The sequence below is a fragment of the Muricauda sp. SCSIO 64092 genome (assembly GCF_023016285.1).
In the GTDB taxonomy this organism is placed as follows: Bacteria; Bacteroidota; Bacteroidia; order Flavobacteriales; family Flavobacteriaceae; genus Croceivirga.
The window spans coordinates 2,138,781-2,157,620 of record NZ_CP095413.1; the positions used below are offsets into that span (position 1 = coordinate 2,138,781).

Genomic DNA, 18,840 nt, shown 5'->3' on the forward strand with positions numbered 1-18,840 from the left:
TTGGTCTGTTTGATAAAGGCGTCGAGCATGGCGGATACCTGCTCTTTGTTCTTGCCCCTCTGCTACGTTAGTCTTTGACCATTGGTGTACTAACGAACACTTAGAATATTGATTATCTTTATAATGCCAGCGGACTGGTGACCGAGGTAAGGAAAAATAGCCAACCCCTGGTGAAGTTCTTTTATACGTTGGAGCAAAAAAGGCCCTGTGGGCCTTTGGAGCGACAAGCGCGGCGGTGCGTTGGCGAAACCATAGGGTCAGGAAGGAAAGCTATAACAGCGGCTCCCTACAAAGCACTACCTATTATGTGCGGGATATAGCTGGGCAGGTATTGGCGATCTATAGCAATACCACCCTAGTTGAACAACCCATTTATGGTAGTGGGCGCATAGGGCTGTACAGAAGGGCGGACAACAGTACCACCTATCAGTTGACCGACCATTTGGGCAATGTACGGGCCGTCTTCCAAAAAAGTGGTAGCACTACCACCAATGAGGACTATAATGATTACTACCCCGGAGGGATGGTCATGCCTGGTCGGAGCTCCGTGGATGCGAACAACTACCGTTACGGCTATCAGGGCCAATATGCCGAGACCGATTCTGAAACTGGAAAGCCAGCCTTTGAACTGAGGTTGTACGACCCGAGGATAAATAGGTGGCTCACTACCGACCCTTACGGGCAATATCACAGTCCTTATATGTCGATGGGGAACAACTGGACTACAAGGGTTGACCCCGATGGTGGTTTTGATTGGTATAAGGACAAGCAAGGAAATTATGTTTATAACTCCAATCTGACCGCAGAAAATGCAAGCTCACTTTTGGGTAAGGGAGAAACCTATCTTGGTAAGAGTTATTTCGAAGCAGGGGAAATCTTTCTTGGGGAATCGGGTACGTTCCATAACTTCCTGACCGGTGAGAGAGGCCTTGCGCTGGATACTGCATTGAGTGAGGTCATTGTAGGCCCAGGAGCAACTTTGACTTTTAATGAACAATTGGCAAATACAGTAGAGCCCCCCCGCTAGCGCAAGAGTGATAGTTACCGCGAGTTTGCAACTTGGGGTGTACCGAACCAACCCAATATGGAAAACTATATGTACAACAGTATTGGCCAATTGATTGAAAACAAAGCCGAAAAAATTACCTATTTTTATAATGCCAGTGGATTGGTGACCGAGGTTCGGCAGAACAGCCAACCTTTGGTGAAGTTCTTTTATACGTTGGAGCAAAAAAGGCCCTGTGGGCCTTTGGAGCGACAAGCGCGGCGGTGCGTTGGCGAAACCATAGGGTCAAGAAGGAAAGCTATAACAGCGGCTCCCTACAAAGCACTACCTATTATGTGCGGGATATAGCAGGGCAGGTATTGGCGATCTATAGCAATACCACCCTAGTTGAACAACCCATTTATGGTAGTGGGCGTATAGGGCTGTACAGAAAGGCGGACAACAGTACCACCTATCAGTTGACCGACCATTTGGGCAATGTACGGGCCACCTTCCAAAAAAGTGGTAGCACTACCACCAATGAGGACTATAACGATTATTACCCCGGCGGGATGATGATGCCGGGTCGAAACAGTGTCAATGCCAATACAGACAATAAGTCCAATATAGAGAAGAGGACTACAGGGACTACAACAGTGGGTGGTATGGCCATGAATTATACCAATGATGCCTTCCCTAAAACCAATGTGAGTGAGGTGCTTTCAGTGAATTATTATGACGATTACAGTTTTACCGATAGCGATAAGCCTACCACCCCTACTACCGTTCAGGGACAAACGGTAACCACAAGGACCCAGGGACTGCAGACAGCCAATTTCTCTAAAACCATTGGCCATACCACCTGGACCAAACTGTACACCTATTATGACGAAAAAGGCCGTGAGATCAAAATCCACAATAAAAACCATTTGGGGGGCTATACCACTATGGAAAGCAAACTGGACTTTAGGGAAAAGACCGATTTGGCGGTGACCAAACACAAGCGTGTGACCTCAGATACCGAACTGGTCATTAACGATCGTTTTACCTATGATTATGCTGAACGTAGCTTGGGGCATTTTCAAAAGATCAATGCTCAGGCCGAGGAGCGTATTGCGGAAAATGAATATGACGAGCTGGGGATACTTATCAAGAAAAAAGTAGGAGGCCTTTCTTCTTCCAGTACCCCTTTACAGGAACTGGCCTACCAATACAACATCCGCGGCCAGTTCAAGGCACTTAACGACGTAAATGCCCTGGGCAATACGCTATTTGCCTTTAAGATCAACTACAACAAGGCGGCCGAGGGTGCCAGTACTGCCCCGGCCCAATACAATGGGAACATCACGCAAACCATCTGGAGATCGGCATATGATAATACCAAAAGAGGCTATGCCTATTTATATGATAAATTGAATAGGATTTCACAAAGTAAATATCAGTTCAATGACAATCTGAACGGCAACACGGCCGCCCAGTTCAATACCCAGCTTTCCTATGACGAACAGGGCAATATCAAAACCCTTTCACGGAACGGCTCAAGCAGTAGCGCCATTGATCAATTGACCTACAATTATGGCACGGTCAACGGGAACCAGTTGTTATCGGTTTCGGACACGGCTTCCTCCTCCCAGGGATTTGTGGACGGTAACACCAGCGGTAACGATTATGACTATGATGATAATGGCAATATGACCAAAAACCTGAACAAGGGCATTACCAAAATTAGCTACAACCATTTGGATTTAATCAAGCAAATAAGTCTCCCCAATTCAAAAACTTTGGCCTTTACCTATGACGCCGCTGGTGCCAAACTTCAAAAACGCTATATCAGCAATCTGACTAGTGATAAGGTTACTGATTACCTAGGTGGTTTTCAATACAATGATGGTTACCTGCGATTCTTCCCTACCCCGGAAGGCTATGTGTATAAGTCGGGAAGTACCTATAAATACATGTATATCTATGCAGATCATCTGGGCAACAACCGGGTAAGCTATACCGATGTCAATGGCAACGGTAGTATTGAGACTTCGGAGTTGGCCTCCAATCACAATTACTATCCTTTTGGGGGCATCCATAGTGGAGCCTATACCGATGGTCTTGCAGCCGTGTATAAATACACCTTCCAGGGCAAGGAATTCCAGGACGAGGACGGGCTGGATTGGCACGACTTTGGCTCCCGTATGTATGACCCCGCCCTGGGCCGTTGGATGGCCACTGATCCCCAAAACCAGTTTGGAAGTCCCTATTTGGCCCTGGGGAATAATCCTATCAGATTTATCGACCCGGACGGGGAGCTTATAATTGAATCAATCGTTTTGGGTGCCTTTCTTAATGTTGCCACCCAGGACATGGCTGGTAACATAAGCAATTTCGGGGAATTTGCTAAATCGGCTATCATTGGAGCTGCTGCTGGAGCAGCCGGACAAATTGTTCCCGTAGGAGGAGCAACATCTGGATTGATAAATGGGTTTTCAGGTGGATTTACATCTGGGTTCCTAGGAACAATAGTAAATGGAGGAACTTTTAACGATGCATTTAACGCAGGTATTAACTCAGGATTGTTTGCCGGCCTCATAAATGGAGGATTAAGTGGACTAAATGCAGTCGCGGAGGGAAGAGACTTTTTTAGCGGAAAAGAATGGATTAAAGCAGGAATTTCCTCAAATACTATGAGTGCAGGAGAATCAATTGAGGATATTGCTGCTAGATGGGACGTCGTTGCCCCTGAAAGACCTTTAAGATTAGGGTCTTTGAATCAAGATGGACATGAGTTTGGATGTACCGTATTTTGTAAAAAAACAGTTGACAAGTTTTTTGGTGTAACCGGTCAAGAAACAATCAATGATGCTTTGCTGGAAATGGCCGATGCAAACAGTGGACTAACTCCAAATCTTTACTTAGGAAAAAAAGGTGTTTATGCCACTAGTGGATACACGGTTGATTCTTACAAAACCGGTTTCCTTGTTGGAAGAGGAGGCACCTATTCCCCTCAAAATGCTTTACCTTGGATAGGCCAAAAACTTGAATCAGGAAGTCTGGTTAAAACCTTTTTTAATATACCGCAAGGTCAACATGCAGGTCTTATAAAACAAATTAAATATTTGAAGGATTTCAGTGATTTTAGAATACATCTTTATGACCCAAGTACAGGATCAAGAACTCTAAGGAGCTTAAAAGAAGTATTCTCACTTTTTGCCATTTCAAAATAATTGATTCGAAAACAATGCTAAAAACAAGTATTAAAATTTTATTCTTTTTTGGGTTCAACGCAATCGTTTGCTACTCTCAGTCTATTGATACAATTTATGTGAATTATAATCAAAAAAGGTTCGAGGAAATAGCAAAAGACAGTTTGGAGAGCAGATATGCATATACGGTGAAAAACTTTATGAACAGCTCCCAAAACGCTGATTCAATTTATCTCTTGCCAAACTATTATAAGTTAGATTCTTTGAAAGCATATGTTGTTCCAGAACTAAATCTTAACAAAGAGAAGCTCAAAAATTATAGCTGCCACTCCAAAATAGAGGAATTAATTGACTTCAACTTTTCAGAAGAAAGACTTAAAATAATAGTAGAACATAAAGATTCAATTATTGCAGCATTTAGGACAAAATTTTATAACCCAAAGAACGGGTATCCAAAAATTATGAACGCTATACTTTATGAAGATTATGAAAATCCTATCAGATTGAATAAAGGTGGATTATTGAATAAGCTGAGGTTGGAAAAAAGGTATTTTTCTTTTGATTTAAAAGGTTTCAGCAAAGGTAGATTTATTATAGACAAGGAACAGCTCTTCTTTGTTTTTACTGAAGGCCCTGAAAATGTAATGAAAAAGATAAATGCTAATGAATTTATAAGAACGCATATTGGGAAAAAAGGCATTAGACACTTAAAAAAAAATGGCTTCATCAAAAACAACATTGGATATAATCCATGCAAAAAAACTAACGGAGATTTAGAGAGGAAGACCAGAATATTAATTGTAAATAACTAACATGAAAAAGACAATAATTTATATCTGCTTAATTTTGACAATTTGTCAATTGTCGGCACAAAACAGTCAAGCCAATGAGATTCAAACTCCGGATCAATCGCCCTTTAATGCGGGCAGTAATTCTATGCAAGGGGGCCCCGCTGGTACGCGATTAGCGTAGCGTATCGCGTTCCAAAATGGTTGCCACACGAAAGGATTCGTGCGGCAGCAGGGGAAATCATACGAGATGCCATCCAAAACCGTCTCCATGATTGGATTGGTAGTCCGAGATTTCCAGTACTAAGTAATACGGCAATGCCTTATTTTCAATATCAGTCATTTAACCCTTTTACATTATGGTAGCTAACCATATCAAAAAAAAATCCGCGATTATCATAGTACTGATGTTTATTTCTTGTTCTAACTATTTTATAAACTCAAAAGGGGCTATTCGTCCTAAGAAAGCGCGTTTTAGTTTAAGCATTATAAAAGAACAAGACCATATCGATGAAATAGACACTATGACACTCTATGAGTTGATCTATAGATGGAATGGTAAAAAAGACTTTGACTTAAGTACAAATTCCAGTTTGTTTAGAATAGATAACTATAGGAATTATGATGGCTCTAAATTGAACTCTAAAGAATATTTGAGGTTTTACGATAGTGGCAGGACAAGTTTTTTTAATATTTCAAAGGAAACTACAATCACAAGAAACACACTGAATCCCGAAAATGGCAATATCGGAGTATACACAATACATGATGGAAACATACTTATTGAACGTTTTGTGGGGATTGGTCATGATGGTATGTATTTGAAAAGTAGGGCTAAATTGATAGGAGACTCCCTCTACATCATCGAAAAAACTTTAAACAATTACATACACAAGATTTATGTACCCAAAAAAATCAGTAAAGAAAGTTTTGACTGGGAAGCAAGATGGTAACTGTTACCTGTACACCTCTTATGAAAATTTGGGCAATGCACATGGGATTGGAGCTAATGCCACAGCCAATTTAAGTGTAGGAAGCTTTAGTGCTTCCCAGTGAAATCTTGAAAAATCAAAGCATATCTATCCAAGAAAAAAGTTATCAGAAAAAACGCCAATACCAGTCCGATTGGTAGAACAATAAATACGAAAAATGAAAAAATTGCCATTATTACTCGTTTTTAGCCTATGCTTTTGTCCATCTGCATTTTCACAAAACACAGATGCCATCGATATCCAGACCCCGGAACAATCCCCATTTAACATGGGAAGTGGTTCCATCCAAGGGGCCATAGCCAATTCCGTTAAAGAGGTAACGGGTAAGGTAAATCTCTCCGTGCCCATTGCCAATATCAATGCCAGAACAGTCTCCTATCCGGATGCACTTAGCTATAATGGCGACGAGGTGTTCCGGCAGGCCCAAGACATGAACCGATATAGGAACCAAAGCATTTTAGGGGTGGGTTGGAACATGGCCCTAATCCATATTGGAGAGTAATAGGACCTAGTGGTAACTTAGGTGGTATTATTCGCTAGCGTATAAATGAATCTTAATCATGAAAATAACTGATACTCTTAAAATCTTAGCCTCTACAAAAGATAATCAAATAGGCTATCTTATAAAAATTGGAACTTTTCCTTCAACTGATGAATTGGCGTTGCAATTTTTAGACACATATAATGTCTTCAAAGCAGGATTTGGAAAAGGAGTTAAAAATATTCCCGTTAATAAAAATTCTTTAAAAAATCTTGATAGAATTAAAATAATATTTGATGATATGAGCAACATTCCCAATAATCCATTTTGGGAGGCATCTTCTCTTAATATTATAGAATGGAATAAAGTTAGAAAGCTCGCGAGAGATACGCTTCAACTTATGGATGGTGGAGTACAATAGTTGCTGCTAATCCAGTTCAATTTCAATAGTATGGGATTAAGTACAGAAGAAATAAGAACGGCTTTACGAACTTCTCTTTTGGGTGAAATTTATCCAGAAATTAGAGCGATTGCTTATGCTTACCATTCAGAAGAAAAGAAATTTTTGATTAGATACTATCTTAATCGAGAGCCCACTGAAGATGATTATGAAAGCGTCAGTGAGGTAATGGCAGAATTCATTTCAAATTTTAAGCACTCTGAATTTGATATTTTAAAAGAAGAATGTCGGTTTTCTAATTTGCCTAAATCAAAGTTAGACCCTCTGGACGGGTTCGTGTATTCAAAAAAAAGAAGAGATGATTTAGTAAAACAAATGGGCAATTACTAATTACTATGATATGAGTATAGACTGGTAGATGATAAGAAATACTTTAAACATAAACCATAAAACCCAGAGTCAATAAGGGCGGGAGATGCCTATTTAAAATGGAAAGATACAGGTATTATTGATTGAATTGGAACAGAACATTTTAAACAATGAAAAGATCGCTCAATTTTTGGAGATGGGATGAATCGTTAAATCATTCAGCTTATAAGTTGGGCGGAGAACTAGCCCCTTTTATAGACCAAGGTATGGTTGTTCAAAACAAATATGATCCTTTTCTTTATGAAGTTATCCATGGTATTCCTGACAGGGTTAGGGCTTCAAGTGGACAAATAACCTCTTTTTTTTTCGAGAAAAGATTTTTAGAATTTACAGAGCACGAAAACCTTTGGGAAATGAAAAAATTCGATTTTATCGAAGTAATAAATGGGTATTTGGAACCTTGTGACCATAATTACATGGGGGATATTCTCAAGGTGATGTTTATAGATATTTTTGTGGGATATGCCAAAATTTTAAGAAAAACTGACAACTAAATTACGAGATGATATGATTTGTGGCGTTGGAGCATCTTTAATAGGAATTCATCCTTTTTTATTGCATACTCAAATGTACTTGCGAGATTTTGGGGTACTCTCCCTTTGTTTTCATATCATTTATATAACCAATAGAATATGCTGAAGTCACCTTTAATACCATTAGCTGTGCTATTGGCAATGAATTTTCAAGTGGATGAAGTTTATGTTGGAAAGACTTTACTTTGGCAAGTCTATTATGATCCCAACAAAGTAAATCCGATAGTCGAAATAGGAGGCGCAAAATATGGATACCATGACCATTTAAAACGTAAAGATGGACCTTTTGCCATGAGCAAGGTGGGCAAACTTTATTGGAAAAACCAAAACCTATATTACAAAAATGAAACTTTGAAAATAGACCTTAAGCTTAAACGCAAGAATTATAATTCAAAGATTGATTTAAGTAGGCTAAAGATATTTGAAATCAAGGCATTTGCTGAAATATCTAAGCTCAAAGACTCTTTAAAAGTGAGTAACTACGAATTTGATTGGAAAGTAAAGGATGATTACGTTTTTTATAGGGAAAACGATTCATTACCAGAAAACTATACATCGAATTACATAAATAAATTTTATGAAAAGTTGGATTAGCCAGAAAAGATAACCTTAATATCCGTCACAGTAAGAAATATGCCACCAGACAAAAATAAGAACGTTCTCAAGGATGATTTAGATAGATTGAACTACGGAGGTTTATCATCCTTCATGTCCTGCTTAAATGTTCCAATCACAGAAAACTTTTCACTGGAATTGTCAACAGCAATTGCCTCGGACAATGCACATGGGATTGGAGCTAATGCCACAGCCAATTTAAGTGTAGGAAGCTTTAATGCTTCCTATGGATTTAGCGCTTCTTATTTTACCAAAGCTCACGGTACGGGCAAACCAGGTTTTGAAACAAGAAGTTCTTATAGTGGAGGAATTACCATGAGAGATTTTGCCTTAAGAGGTTATAGTACGAGTTTTAGTAGTGGAAAAACCACACAAAAAGTAAGTGGAATTGGAGGGCAAATGGGTGATTTTGGATTTAGATATGAAAATGATGCAGGTGGAGTCGCCTTTTTAGGGGATGGCAATGACAGTTATAGGACCGCAGCAGTTCAATTAAGCTATAAAGATGTAGTAGCTGGATTCAATCTTTTTACAGGGTTAAGGAATCAAGATTCATATAATTCAGAAGGAGGTCGGATATTAAATGCCAATAACCTGAAAGCTCTTGGTTTGATCAAAACCGGCTATTTTGGAGAAAGATATCCAAATGGTGTAATTGAAGAATTTGGACATCCATATAGATTAGGGGCTGCCTATATAGGATATAGGGGATTGAAGTATGGAATAGATTCAGATAGGCATATTAGGCATCCTATTCAAAATCAATTTGCCCATGGCTTTGCAAAGCCTCAACCATTTTTTAAAAGCTATTCTGATGCCATTTTACCTTATTATCAATACCAAACCGCTAATAAATTTACGCTATGGTAAGGCTTATATTGATTATGTTTTTAGTAAGTTCCTGTAGTACAATAAAAACAAAATTATTGGAAGATGGTTATTCCAAAGTACCAGTTGAAGAGGATTTCTTTGGTAAACACTACAGAAATAAATATGAAGTGAATATTCCAGATAATATAGACACAAAATCCATATATGTAGCTGAATTTTTCCAAGATTATGATGGTAAAATGCACAATATCAACTCAAATGGGAGATTCAATAAAACTGCCATTAGAATTTACCCAAATGCATGTGTTAGCTATTTTTCTATATCTAGTAGTGTAAAAACGAATCAAATTAGTATTAATGAATTAAATCCTGATAAAACTGGATATCGAGGAGTGTGCTATAAGAATGGGGAAGATTATTTCGTTGGATTGGTTGCACCAATTAATGATTGGTATAAAATAGGGAAGACTGTTAAAAAAATCACTATAGTTAAAGATACTCTTTTTACCCAAACTTATAATAAAGCTTCGCGCAAGTTTGATAAGTCAAAACTTGTTTATCTAAAAAAATCATTACCAATTGAGAAGATCCAATTTCAGGCCAACTGGTAGAATCATAAATAAGTTCAAAAAATGAAAAAAATATCATTACTACTCGTTTTTAGCCTATGCTTTTGTCCATTTGCATTTTCACAAAACACAGATGCCAGCGATATCCAAACCCCGGAACAATCCCCATTTAACATGGGAAGTGGTTCCATCCAAGGGGCCATAGCCAATTCCGTTAAAGAGGTAACCGGTAAGGTAAACCTCTCCGTGCCCATTGCCAATATCAATGCCAGAACAGTCTCCTATCCGGTTGCGCTTACTTATAATGGCGACGATGTGTTCCGGCAGGCCCAATACATGAACCGGTATAGGGCCCAAAGCATTTTAGGTGTAGGCTGGAACATGGCCATCCCCCGCTGGTGCGCGATTAGCGTAGGGTATCGCGTTCCAAAATGGTTGCCACACGAAAGGATTCGTGCGGCAGCAGGGCGAAAGCCTAATGGAGGCCTACAACGAGCACTGTTAGTCCATTGGTCAAAAATTAAGAATGCCAAAAAGCCACTCCATTGGGGTGGTTTTTTATTTTTGTCCTGATGAAGCTGATTGCGTATCCCCTTACCGTAATCTATTTTTTGTTCTTTGGGTTGACCTTGGTCATTTTTCACCCTATTCAATGGCTATACCTAAATGTATTTGGTTACCAGGCGCATAAAAAAAGTGTATCCATCCTTAACTGGTTTTTGATGCGATGCCTGAATCTCCTGGGGACTCGATTTAGCTTTCGAAATCCATACACCATTCCGGCCAACAAACCCCTGATCATTGTGACCAACCATCAAAGCATGTACGATATTCCCCCAATTATATGGCATATGCGAAAACACCATCCCAAGTTTGTGAGTAAAAAGGAGTTGGGCAAAGGTATTCCCAGTGTTTCCTTTAACCTAAGGCATGGGGGATCGGCCCTGATCGATCGAAAAGATGGGGTTCAGGCTTTATCGGAAATTGCAAAGCTTGGGGCCTATATAGAAAACAACCAGCGAAGCGCCGTCATTTTTCCTGAAGGGACCCGAAGTAGGAATGGATATCCCAAGCCCTTTAAACCGACGGGATTGAAAACCCTTTTGAAAAATGCGCCTTCTGCCTTGGTGGTACCCATTAGCATCAATAATTCATGGAAATTGCTACGGTACGGGAAGTTTCCCATGGGATTGAACTGTCATTTGACCTTTGATGTCCATGAACCCATACCCAATGAGGGGAGCCATGATGCCCTTATTGAAAAAACCGAAGCAGTCATCAAAAAAGGAATAGTACAGGCATGACCGATACTGAACTCATTGAGGAAACCATAACCTTTGTAAAGGAAACGCTACGGGGTGCCGAAGGGGGGCATGACTGGTTCCATATCCAACGTGTTTTCAGAAATAGCCTGCACATTGCCAGGGATGAGGAAGTCAATGTTCTGGTGGTAAGCCTTGCCGCCCTGCTCCATGATATTGCGGATGCCAAGTTTCACGATGGGGACGAAACCCTTGGGCCTAAAATCGCATCGGAATTTCTGTCCGCATTAGGCGTACAAAAAGAGGTAAGGCAACATGTATTAAAAATCATCGAAAACATCTCCTTCAAGAATTCCCTGGATAAGTCGAAACGCGAAAAATTCCATTCCAGGGAATTGGAGGTCGTTCAGGATGCCGATAGGTTGGATGCCATTGGTGCCATTGGTATTGCCCGTGCCTTTAACTATGGAGGGTATAAAAATCGGGAGCTCTACAATCCCGATATCGCCCCACGGCCAGACCTCAACAAAGAAGCGTACAAAAAATCCAAATCGCCCACCATCAACCACTTTTATGAAAAACTATTATTGCTCAAGGACCAAATGAACACCTCCACCGGGAAAAAGCTGGCTGAGCAACGCCATCAATTCCTACTGGATTATTTACAACAGTTTTATGCCGAATGGAATGGGGAACGATAATCATTCCCCATGCCTCTCCTAAAAAATAACATTGCCACTACGATTTATTTCCCCTTTGTACCTAATTTCATAAGATGAAATCCTTTGAATCCTTAACGACATCCAGAACGGTCATCCGAAGATTTCAACCCGGGGATAGGCCATTCCTCATTGAACTACTTTGTGATACCTCGGTAACCCAAAATATGGCCTTCCCGCAGGAAATCCTCACAAAAGACGGGGTTTCCAATCTACTGGACGTAACCATTGGCGCCTACGATTCCGAAAAACCATTACTGTCTTTTGCCATTACTGAAAGTAACCATGGTTTTGTAGGTGTAGCCGGGTTCAGTCCCTTGGAAAATGAAGAAATTGAAGTTTTTTACGCGCTCCTCCCAAAGTATTGGGGAAAAGGATTTGCCACGGAGGTTCTAAAAGGTTTGACGGCATATGTGTTTGCGAAAACCAATTATAAAACGGTAGTGGCGCCCATTACGCAGCGTAATATGGCTTCCATAAAAGTGGCGGAAAAAAATGGGTTTCTAAACTGTGGGGCCATGGAAAACCCAAACTATACCGATCTTGTATTTCTTTACAAAAAAGAGAAAAGCTGAGCGCCGTTCCCTCCAAAGGAGGTTAAGGCAAAACGGACCAGATCGTAACGAAATGGAATCGTGGGACTTTTTCAAAACATAAGCGCAAATCAATTGTGGTCCACTCCCTTCTATCTTGGTTTTGAGTATATTTCCATAAGAATTCCAGAACGTTGTACCCGAGTTGAAAAACAGTACCTCCAGAGCACAAATGATAACACATTCAAATCTTCACTACACCATAATCAAAGGGATAATTGACAACGGATTTGCCCCAGGCGTTGAGGATCTTTCAAAGACCTTAAATGCCAAAAAAACGGAAATCGTCAAAGGACTGTATGCCCTTCAGGAATATCATGGTGTTGTCCTTCACCCCAACGAACCGAGCGTTTGGGTAATTCATCCATTTTCATTGGCCCCCACCAATTTTTATGTGGAATCGGAAAAAGGGGAATGGTGGGGAAACTGTGCCTGGTGTTCCCTTGGAATAGCGGCCTTGGTGAAAGGTGAGGTGAAAATAACCACCACCCTTGGAGCGAAAACCAAACAAATCGAAATCAATATCCGCAATGGGGAAATCCAGGAGAAGGAGTACTACATTCATTTTCCCATACCCATGAAAAATGCCTGGGACAATGTAATGTATACCTGTAGCACGATGTTGGTTTTTGAAAATGAGGCCCAAATTGATGAATGGACCACAAGGCACCATATCCCTAAGGGCGACATCCAACCGCTTGAAAAGATGTGGAACTTTTCAAAAAAATGGTATGGAAACCATTTGAACCCGGAATGGACAAAGTGGACCATGGACGAAGCAAAACAACTGTTCAAAGAATTTGGACTACAAAACAATATCTGGAAATTGGACGATTCCAATAAGCGATTTTAAACCAATTCAAATCTAAACAGTACCATGTCTTTTTATCAAAAATTAGCCGAGCTGGGAACCAAGGTATTTAAGAAAAAAACCCTTTTCAAATACGGATTTAACCTTTCCCCCATGTACCGGAGGAGTACGGGTAGGATCATTGAGGTTTCTGAAGATCTGTTACATGTACGCGTTAAACTGCCCCTAAGTTATAAGAACAGAAATTACGTGAACTCCATTTTTGGCGGCAGCCTTTTTTCGGCCGTTGACCCTATTCCCATGGTTCAGCTCATAAATCTATTGGACAGTTCCTATGTGGTTTGGGATAAATCCGCCGAAATTTTCTTTAAAAGACCGGCAAAGACCCATCTCTATGCGGATTTTAATTATACCCAGGAAGAATTGAAGGACATTAAGGAAAGGGTGGACCGGGAAAATGAAATGGAAATTACGAAGACCACGCTATTAAAGGACAAAAACAATACACACGTGTATTGCGAAGTAAGAAAGGTTATCTATATTGCCAATAAGGACTTTTACAAGGAAAAAAGGAGGAATGCCAATACGTGACCCAAAAGGTGGAACATAGGGTATATGGCTATTCTTGAACTTATGTTATAGTCAAAGATGAGCTTATACAATGCATTTAGAAACGCTCTTGAGGAAGGTGCCCCCATACCGGATGAAAACTGGTCTTCCATTAGGCCATTCTTAAAGCTACGACACTACAAGAAAGGGGAGTACATTATCAGTGAAGGGGAGGTGGAAAACTATCTTTCTGCCGTGGCAGTCGGTTGCCTTCGGTATTTTATTGTAAAAGGCGAGGAAGAAATCAGTTATGAGTTTGCCTTTGAAAATGAATTGAGCAGTTCATACGCCTCATTGCTGTCCAGAGCCCCTTCCCGTCTTTATATCGAAGCCATGGAAGATGTGAGTTTGGTGAGCATTCACTGCGATAGTTTACAAGAACTGTATAAAGAATCGGCCATCGGGGAGCGCATTGGAAGACTGACTACGGAAAACTACTATATCTATAGGGAAGAACGGGAACTCATGTTGCTAACAATGACCCCAGAAGAGCTCTACCTTGACTTGATCTCACATTATCCAATTTATGTCAACCGTATTCCACAAAAGTATTTGGCCACCTACCTCCATGTAAAACCGGAATCCCTGAGCAGGATAAAAAGAAGGATTTATGGGAATAAGTGACGAACTTAACCAGGGTTAATTTTTCTGGATTTTCCGCCCAATACCTTTGCATTGTACTATAAAAACAATGCGGGTTATGGCACTACATTTTAGACACTTTTTGATACCGGTTTGGGCACTTGTACTGGTAAAGACCCATTTGGTTGCCCAGGAAAATTCCAGTGACTTCCAAAGACATAGCAATATATACATTAGCGTTGGAGCGGGATCCTCCATGCTCAGGCAATCCCCTTCCGATATTTATTTTTCGGGAAGCACCAACTTACAATTGGGCGCTATGTATGAAAGGGCCTTTCACAAGCGTTTTTCCTGGGTGGCCGGCGTGGAGTTCGAACAGGTATCCTACAACCTTGATGCCGATATTGAACTGACTTCTCCATCCACCTTAAGCCTGGTACGGGCAGGTGATGACAAAAAATACACGAGTATTAGACAGCGTAATATTGCATTCCCTTTGCAAATGAGGGCCTACTTCTACGAAAACAACAATGCCGACACCAAGAACATGTTCGTACAGACGGGGGTTCGTTTGGTCCAAACACTGGACTTCATTGGTTCGGAAAATCTGGGTTCTACCTACTTTTATCGAAGCAGGGGGGAAGACAACCGAACTTCAATTAGCGATTTTACCAACCCTACCCTCCTGCAGGCAGAACTCATGATAGGATTTAAAGGCCAGTTTTTCAAGAAAATTGATTTGCTCAATGCCTCTACACTTGGTTTTATGTATCAATTTACGCCCATGTTAAAAAATGGATCCACAGCGGTATTTCCCGTGCATTTTACCTGGCGTTTTCTATTCTAGGATTTCCGTTAGATCCGGTTCACTAAAATCCGTCAAATTGAGTGGTTTTTCGTAATGAAATGAAGAAAAATTGTATCGAACAGGATTTTGCAAGAAAATTACTTGCCTGCCTTGCCGACCAGGCAGGTTTTTCGATACATTTTTGCTATCGCAAAAACACTCAAAATGACGTAATTTTCTTATCTACAACTCTTGTTATTTTATAAACGTTCATTGGACAATGGAATCAAATTCTTGGAAGAGGAAAGGTAATCCCGATTCCTGCATGGAAAACCGGCCTTGTTGTAAGCATTGCCTTGCGCGTACTACCAAGTAGTAAAAGTAATCGTACAACAATACACTCATGGATACAAAAGGCATTATTACCAAAATCAGCCGACAAAACTTTTCTGATACGTACCGGAAGTTAAAGGAAACCATTGACAACAATCCCAATTTAAATGTGATGTTGGAGCTGGACCATCAGGCGAATGCCCGAAAAAACGGGCTGGAACTAAATCCTTCCAAACTGATTATTTTTGGCAATCCCAATCTAGGGACCCCATTGATGCAAAGTGCCCAAACACTCGGTCTGGATCTGCCCCAAAAAGTATTGGTCCACGAAAATGGCTCAGGTATTGTCCACCTATCCTATAACGACCCCCAATACTTAAAAAACAGACATGACGTTTCGGATGCGGATGAAATCCTTTCCAAAGTGGCTTCGGCATTGGATAAAATCACGACGGTTTCTGCCGACACTTAGGATTTGTATTTAGTGGGATAGCTATCCATCAGAATCCCCTTTTTTTAACAAATGTCGTTTCACCAAATCATTTTCGGTACGTTCAATGGCCTTTTGCAACTCCTGCTTATAGTTTTCGTCGCCCAACTCTTGCAGTAGCTCCGCACGAATTGCATAATACAATCCCGTTTTGGAGTAATCGCTTCTTTTGGAAACGGCATCCAGCGCTCCAAGTGCCTTTTTGGCTCCATGGACCTTGCCCAAGGCCACTATCCTATTTAAGGCAACCATAGGGGAAAACTGCTGTTGCAAGTGGATGTCGTACAAATAGAGGATGCTCTTCCAATCCGTTTTGCCAAACTCCTTTGCTACCGAATGATAATACGAAACAGCCGCCTCCAAATGGTATTGCGAGGGCAGTCGGTCTTTGGTTCCCGCATTTTCCAAATGATACAATCCAATCCGTATAAGTTCTTGATTGTAATGGGAGCGGTCCTGATGTTCCAGGGTCACCAACTCCCCGGCATCATCCAATCGGGCATCAAATCGCGAGGCATGAAAGCACATCAAGGCAATCAGGGCTTCCAAATTGGGATGTTGGCAATACTTGTTTTTTCGCAATAAAAGTGCCAACCGTAAGGCCTCATAGCAAATATCCTTTTTAAGCACATTAGAACCCGAGGTTGGGGAATATCCTTCGGTGAAGAGGAGGTAAACGACCCGCAATACCACAAACAATCGCGATTGCAGGCCCATCTCCACAGGAAAGCGTAACAGTTGCACCTGGTCCCGAAACTTCTTTTTTGCACGGGTATACGATTTGGCCACCGTTTCTTCCTTTTTCAAAAGGGCTTCGGCAAGTTCACGATTACTGAAACCGCCCATTAACTTTAAACTCAATATCACCTGATATTCCTGGGAAAGGACGGGATCGCAACAGGCAAAAACCAACTTTAACTGGCTATCGGTAATTTCATTTTCCGAAGCATACTCCTTGCTTTCCTCTCCAGCGTTTTTTTCATAGGCCGTTTCCCCGTATTGGATCTTTTTGCCCTTTCGCAGCATATCGATCATGGCGTTGTTTGCCACGCGGTATAACCAGGCGGTTGGGTTTTGCGGAACTTCCTGATAGGCCCAAACCCGCATGGCCTTTAAAAAAGTATCCTGTACGGCATCCTCTATCGCCTCCAAATGTGATGTCCCAAATTTACTGGTCAACAAGGAGAGTACCTTTCCATACTCATTTCGGAAGAGATGGTCTACGGTATCGTTAAGTTGCTTTTTCCCCATGCGAAAAAAAAGCCTGATATATTTCAGGCTTTTTAGTATGTGCTATTAATGACTCTCATCCATTGAAAGGATTTCCCGTACCTCCACATTACTGCCCTCATAATCAAAAATGGGGCATCCTTTGGAAATCTCCACCGCTTCATCAATGTCTTTTGCGGAAACGATCAGGTAGCCCCCGACCAATTCGGTCCCTTCGGCAAAAGGGCCATTGGTGACCAATTCCCCCCTGTTATGAACCACCCGACCATCCTCGGCCAAGGGGAGCCCATCCAATAGCTGGCCTTTTTCTTTTAAGTTTCCCATCCATTGCCCCCATACTTCCATATGGGCCTGCTTTTCCTCTTGGGACAATTTTTGGTAGGCCTTTTCGCCCCCTCTGAACAAATACAAAAAATTACTCATCTTTTTACGTTTTATGTCCGCCAAAAACGAACTGTTTATACTATTGATTTTGGTGTAATGACGTAACTCCCAACAATTATTGGACAACTTCCCTAAAAATATTTAAAAAAGTTTCATCTGCCCATTCTTGTATTGATCGTGCAAATCGGTTCGCAGTTTGGGAAATGCCCGGTTTTTAAAGTATTTCTTACGTGCCAATCGGGCCATATCATGAATCTGCTCCGCTATCTTACCTTCTCCGCGGCTTCGAATGCCAAACCGACTATCATTGATACTTCCGCCATGGCAATCCTGAATTAAATGCAGTACTTTTTCGGCACGGTCCGGCATGGCCTTTTTTATCCAATCCGTAAAAATCTGACCTATGGTGCCATTTAAACGTACCACGGTGAACCCAAAGGACAAGGCGCCATGGTCTGCTGCCGTTTTGGCCAGTTTCATCAGTTCATGACTGTTGATTCCCGGTATGATGGGGGCCAACATGGCATTCACGGGAATCCCGTGCTCCGATAGGGTCCTTACCGTTTGCAATCGCCTTTTGATCGTTGCCGTCCTGGGCTCCAAAAGCCGTCTCGTTTTTTCGGACAGGGAGGTAATTGAAATGTTGATGCCCACAAGTTGGTGTGCATTCAATTGGGCTAAAATATCCAAGTCCCTAAGAACCAGTGCATTCTTGGTAATGATTCCTACGGGATGCCTGTATTTATAAAAAACTTCCAAGCACTGCCTGGTAATTTCAAATTGACGCTCCGCAGGTTGGTAACAATCGGTATTCCCGGACAAAACTATGGTGGCCGCTTTCCAGGTTTTACTTTTGAGCTTTTCTTCCAATAGCCTTGCAGACTCCTTTTTCACCAGTATCTTCCGCTCAAAGTCCAGACCGGCATCATATCCCCAAAATTCATGGGCATTCCGTGCATAGCAGTACACGCAGCCGTGTTCACAGCCTTGATAGGGATTCAGGGAGTACCCCATCCCTACATCCGGGCTAGTGACCTTATTGACCACGGTTTTGGGAAAAACCGGGATGTACTCCGTCTTGTTCTTGTCCGCTTCCTCTCCTTCCACACGACAAAACTCCAGGAAATCCTCCCGTTGCTCATAGATATGCTTTAAAAAACGGTTATGGGCATTGAGCTGCGCACCACGCCCTTTGATGTAGTGTTTTGATTTCAATTTAAGAT

Annotated in this window: 24 protein-coding genes; 21 read left to right on the forward strand and 3 right to left on the reverse strand. The window is 41.3% G+C overall.

What is annotated here, in order from left to right; translation table 11 throughout:
* Positions 1 to 235 precede the first annotated feature (235 nt).
* The 21 genes from L0P88_RS08830 (at position 236) to L0P88_RS08930 (ending at position 15,985) form a co-directional block, all read left to right on the forward strand.
* The gene (locus L0P88_RS08830; RefSeq protein ID WP_247134229.1) at positions 236 to 1,027 is read left to right on the forward strand and encodes an RHS repeat-associated core domain-containing protein; all 792 of its coding nucleotides are present in this window, start codon (positions 236 to 238) and stop codon (positions 1,025 to 1,027) included.
* 57 nt (positions 1,028 to 1,084) lie between these two features.
* Entirely contained in the window at positions 1,085 to 1,354 is a 270-nt protein-coding gene (locus L0P88_RS08835) for a hypothetical protein (RefSeq protein WP_247134230.1), read from the forward strand.
* Positions 1,270 to 4,200 (forward strand): RHS repeat domain-containing protein, encoded by a 2,931-nt coding sequence (locus L0P88_RS08840; protein ID WP_247134231.1) that lies wholly within the window; start codon positions 1,270 to 1,272, stop codon positions 4,198 to 4,200. Before L0P88_RS08835 ends, L0P88_RS08840 begins: the two co-directional genes overlap by 85 nt.
* A gap of 14 nt (positions 4,201 to 4,214) precedes the next feature.
* Positions 4,215 to 4,991, forward strand: coding sequence for a hypothetical protein (locus L0P88_RS08845; RefSeq protein WP_247134232.1), 777 nt, complete (start codon positions 4,215 to 4,217; stop codon positions 4,989 to 4,991).
* 335 nt (positions 4,992 to 5,326) lie between these two features.
* Complete coding sequence (locus tag L0P88_RS08850) at positions 5,327 to 5,920, forward strand: hypothetical protein (RefSeq protein WP_247134233.1); 594 nt, start codon at positions 5,327 to 5,329, stop codon at positions 5,918 to 5,920.
* Between the two features lie 196 nt (positions 5,921 to 6,116).
* Positions 6,117 to 6,461: a hypothetical protein gene (locus L0P88_RS08855; protein ID WP_247134234.1), complete on the forward strand. Its 345-nt coding sequence runs from the start codon at positions 6,117 to 6,119 to the stop codon at positions 6,459 to 6,461.
* A 58-nt stretch (positions 6,462 to 6,519) separates the two neighbouring features.
* A complete protein-coding gene (locus tag L0P88_RS08860) occupies positions 6,520 to 6,861 on the forward strand; it encodes a hypothetical protein (RefSeq protein WP_247134235.1) in 342 nt (113 codons plus the stop codon).
* A 30-nt stretch (positions 6,862 to 6,891) separates the two neighbouring features.
* Complete coding sequence (locus L0P88_RS08865) at positions 6,892 to 7,230, forward strand: hypothetical protein (RefSeq protein ID WP_247134236.1); 339 nt, start codon at positions 6,892 to 6,894, stop codon at positions 7,228 to 7,230.
* Between the two features lie 149 nt (positions 7,231 to 7,379).
* Positions 7,380 to 7,763: a hypothetical protein gene (locus tag L0P88_RS08870; protein ID WP_247134237.1), complete on the forward strand. Its 384-nt coding sequence runs from the start codon at positions 7,380 to 7,382 to the stop codon at positions 7,761 to 7,763.
* Between the two features lie 138 nt (positions 7,764 to 7,901).
* A complete protein-coding gene (locus L0P88_RS08875; protein ID WP_247134238.1) occupies positions 7,902 to 8,396 on the forward strand; it encodes a hypothetical protein in 495 nt (164 codons plus the stop codon).
* Positions 8,397 to 8,435: 39 nt separating this feature from the next.
* Positions 8,436 to 9,287, forward strand: a complete 852-nt coding sequence (locus tag L0P88_RS08880) for a polymorphic toxin type 23 domain-containing protein (protein ID WP_247134239.1) — start codon at positions 8,436 to 8,438, stop codon at positions 9,285 to 9,287.
* Complete coding sequence (locus L0P88_RS08885) at positions 9,281 to 9,859, forward strand: hypothetical protein (RefSeq protein ID WP_247134240.1); 579 nt, start codon at positions 9,281 to 9,283, stop codon at positions 9,857 to 9,859. Before L0P88_RS08880 ends, L0P88_RS08885 begins: the two co-directional genes overlap by 7 nt.
* A 21-nt stretch (positions 9,860 to 9,880) precedes the next feature.
* On the forward strand, positions 9,881 to 10,390 hold the full coding sequence (locus tag L0P88_RS08890; protein ID WP_247134241.1) for a hypothetical protein: 510 nt from the start codon (positions 9,881 to 9,883) through the stop codon (positions 10,388 to 10,390).
* On the forward strand, positions 10,387 to 11,121 hold the full coding sequence (locus L0P88_RS08895; RefSeq protein WP_247134856.1) for a lysophospholipid acyltransferase family protein: 735 nt from the start codon (positions 10,387 to 10,389) through the stop codon (positions 11,119 to 11,121). The genes L0P88_RS08890 and L0P88_RS08895 overlap by 4 nt, the downstream gene beginning before the upstream one ends.
* Positions 11,118 to 11,780: an HD domain-containing protein gene (locus tag L0P88_RS08900; protein ID WP_247134242.1), complete on the forward strand. Its 663-nt coding sequence runs from the start codon at positions 11,118 to 11,120 to the stop codon at positions 11,778 to 11,780. The genes L0P88_RS08895 and L0P88_RS08900 overlap by 4 nt, the downstream gene beginning before the upstream one ends.
* Positions 11,781 to 11,854: 74 nt before the next feature.
* Positions 11,855 to 12,373 (forward strand): GNAT family N-acetyltransferase, encoded by a 519-nt coding sequence (locus L0P88_RS08905; RefSeq protein WP_247134243.1) that lies wholly within the window; start codon positions 11,855 to 11,857, stop codon positions 12,371 to 12,373.
* 190 nt (positions 12,374 to 12,563) lie between these two features.
* On the forward strand, positions 12,564 to 13,244 hold the full coding sequence (locus tag L0P88_RS08910) for an alkylmercury lyase family protein (RefSeq protein ID WP_247134244.1): 681 nt from the start codon (positions 12,564 to 12,566) through the stop codon (positions 13,242 to 13,244).
* Between the two features lie 24 nt (positions 13,245 to 13,268).
* Positions 13,269 to 13,793, forward strand: a complete 525-nt coding sequence (locus L0P88_RS08915) for a DUF4442 domain-containing protein (protein ID WP_247134245.1) — start codon at positions 13,269 to 13,271, stop codon at positions 13,791 to 13,793.
* 57 nt (positions 13,794 to 13,850) lie between these two features.
* A complete protein-coding gene (locus L0P88_RS08920) occupies positions 13,851 to 14,435 on the forward strand; it encodes a Crp/Fnr family transcriptional regulator (protein WP_247134246.1) in 585 nt (194 codons plus the stop codon).
* 76 nt (positions 14,436 to 14,511) lie between these two features.
* On the forward strand, positions 14,512 to 15,240 hold the full coding sequence (locus L0P88_RS08925; RefSeq protein ID WP_247134247.1) for a hypothetical protein: 729 nt from the start codon (positions 14,512 to 14,514) through the stop codon (positions 15,238 to 15,240).
* Positions 15,241 to 15,583: 343 nt separating this feature from the next.
* Positions 15,584 to 15,985, forward strand: coding sequence for a DUF302 domain-containing protein (locus tag L0P88_RS08930; RefSeq protein ID WP_247134248.1), 402 nt, complete (start codon positions 15,584 to 15,586; stop codon positions 15,983 to 15,985).
* A 21-nt stretch (positions 15,986 to 16,006) separates the two neighbouring features.
* Here the strand turns inward: L0P88_RS08930 and L0P88_RS08935 are convergent, their stop codons facing one another.
* The 3 genes from L0P88_RS08935 to L0P88_RS08945 form a co-directional block, all read right to left on the reverse strand.
* Positions 16,007 to 17,254, reverse strand: a complete 1,248-nt coding sequence (locus tag L0P88_RS08935; protein WP_247134249.1) for an RNA polymerase sigma factor — start codon at positions 17,252 to 17,254, stop codon at positions 16,007 to 16,009.
* Positions 17,255 to 17,299: 45 nt separating this feature from the next.
* On the reverse strand, positions 17,300 to 17,656 hold the full coding sequence (locus tag L0P88_RS08940) for a YciI family protein (RefSeq protein ID WP_247134250.1): 357 nt from the start codon (positions 17,654 to 17,656) through the stop codon (positions 17,300 to 17,302).
* Positions 17,657 to 17,758: 102 nt separating this feature from the next.
* Complete coding sequence (locus L0P88_RS08945; protein ID WP_247134251.1) at positions 17,759 to 18,832, reverse strand: PA0069 family radical SAM protein; 1,074 nt, start codon at positions 18,830 to 18,832, stop codon at positions 17,759 to 17,761.
* Positions 18,833 to 18,840 lie beyond the last annotated feature (8 nt).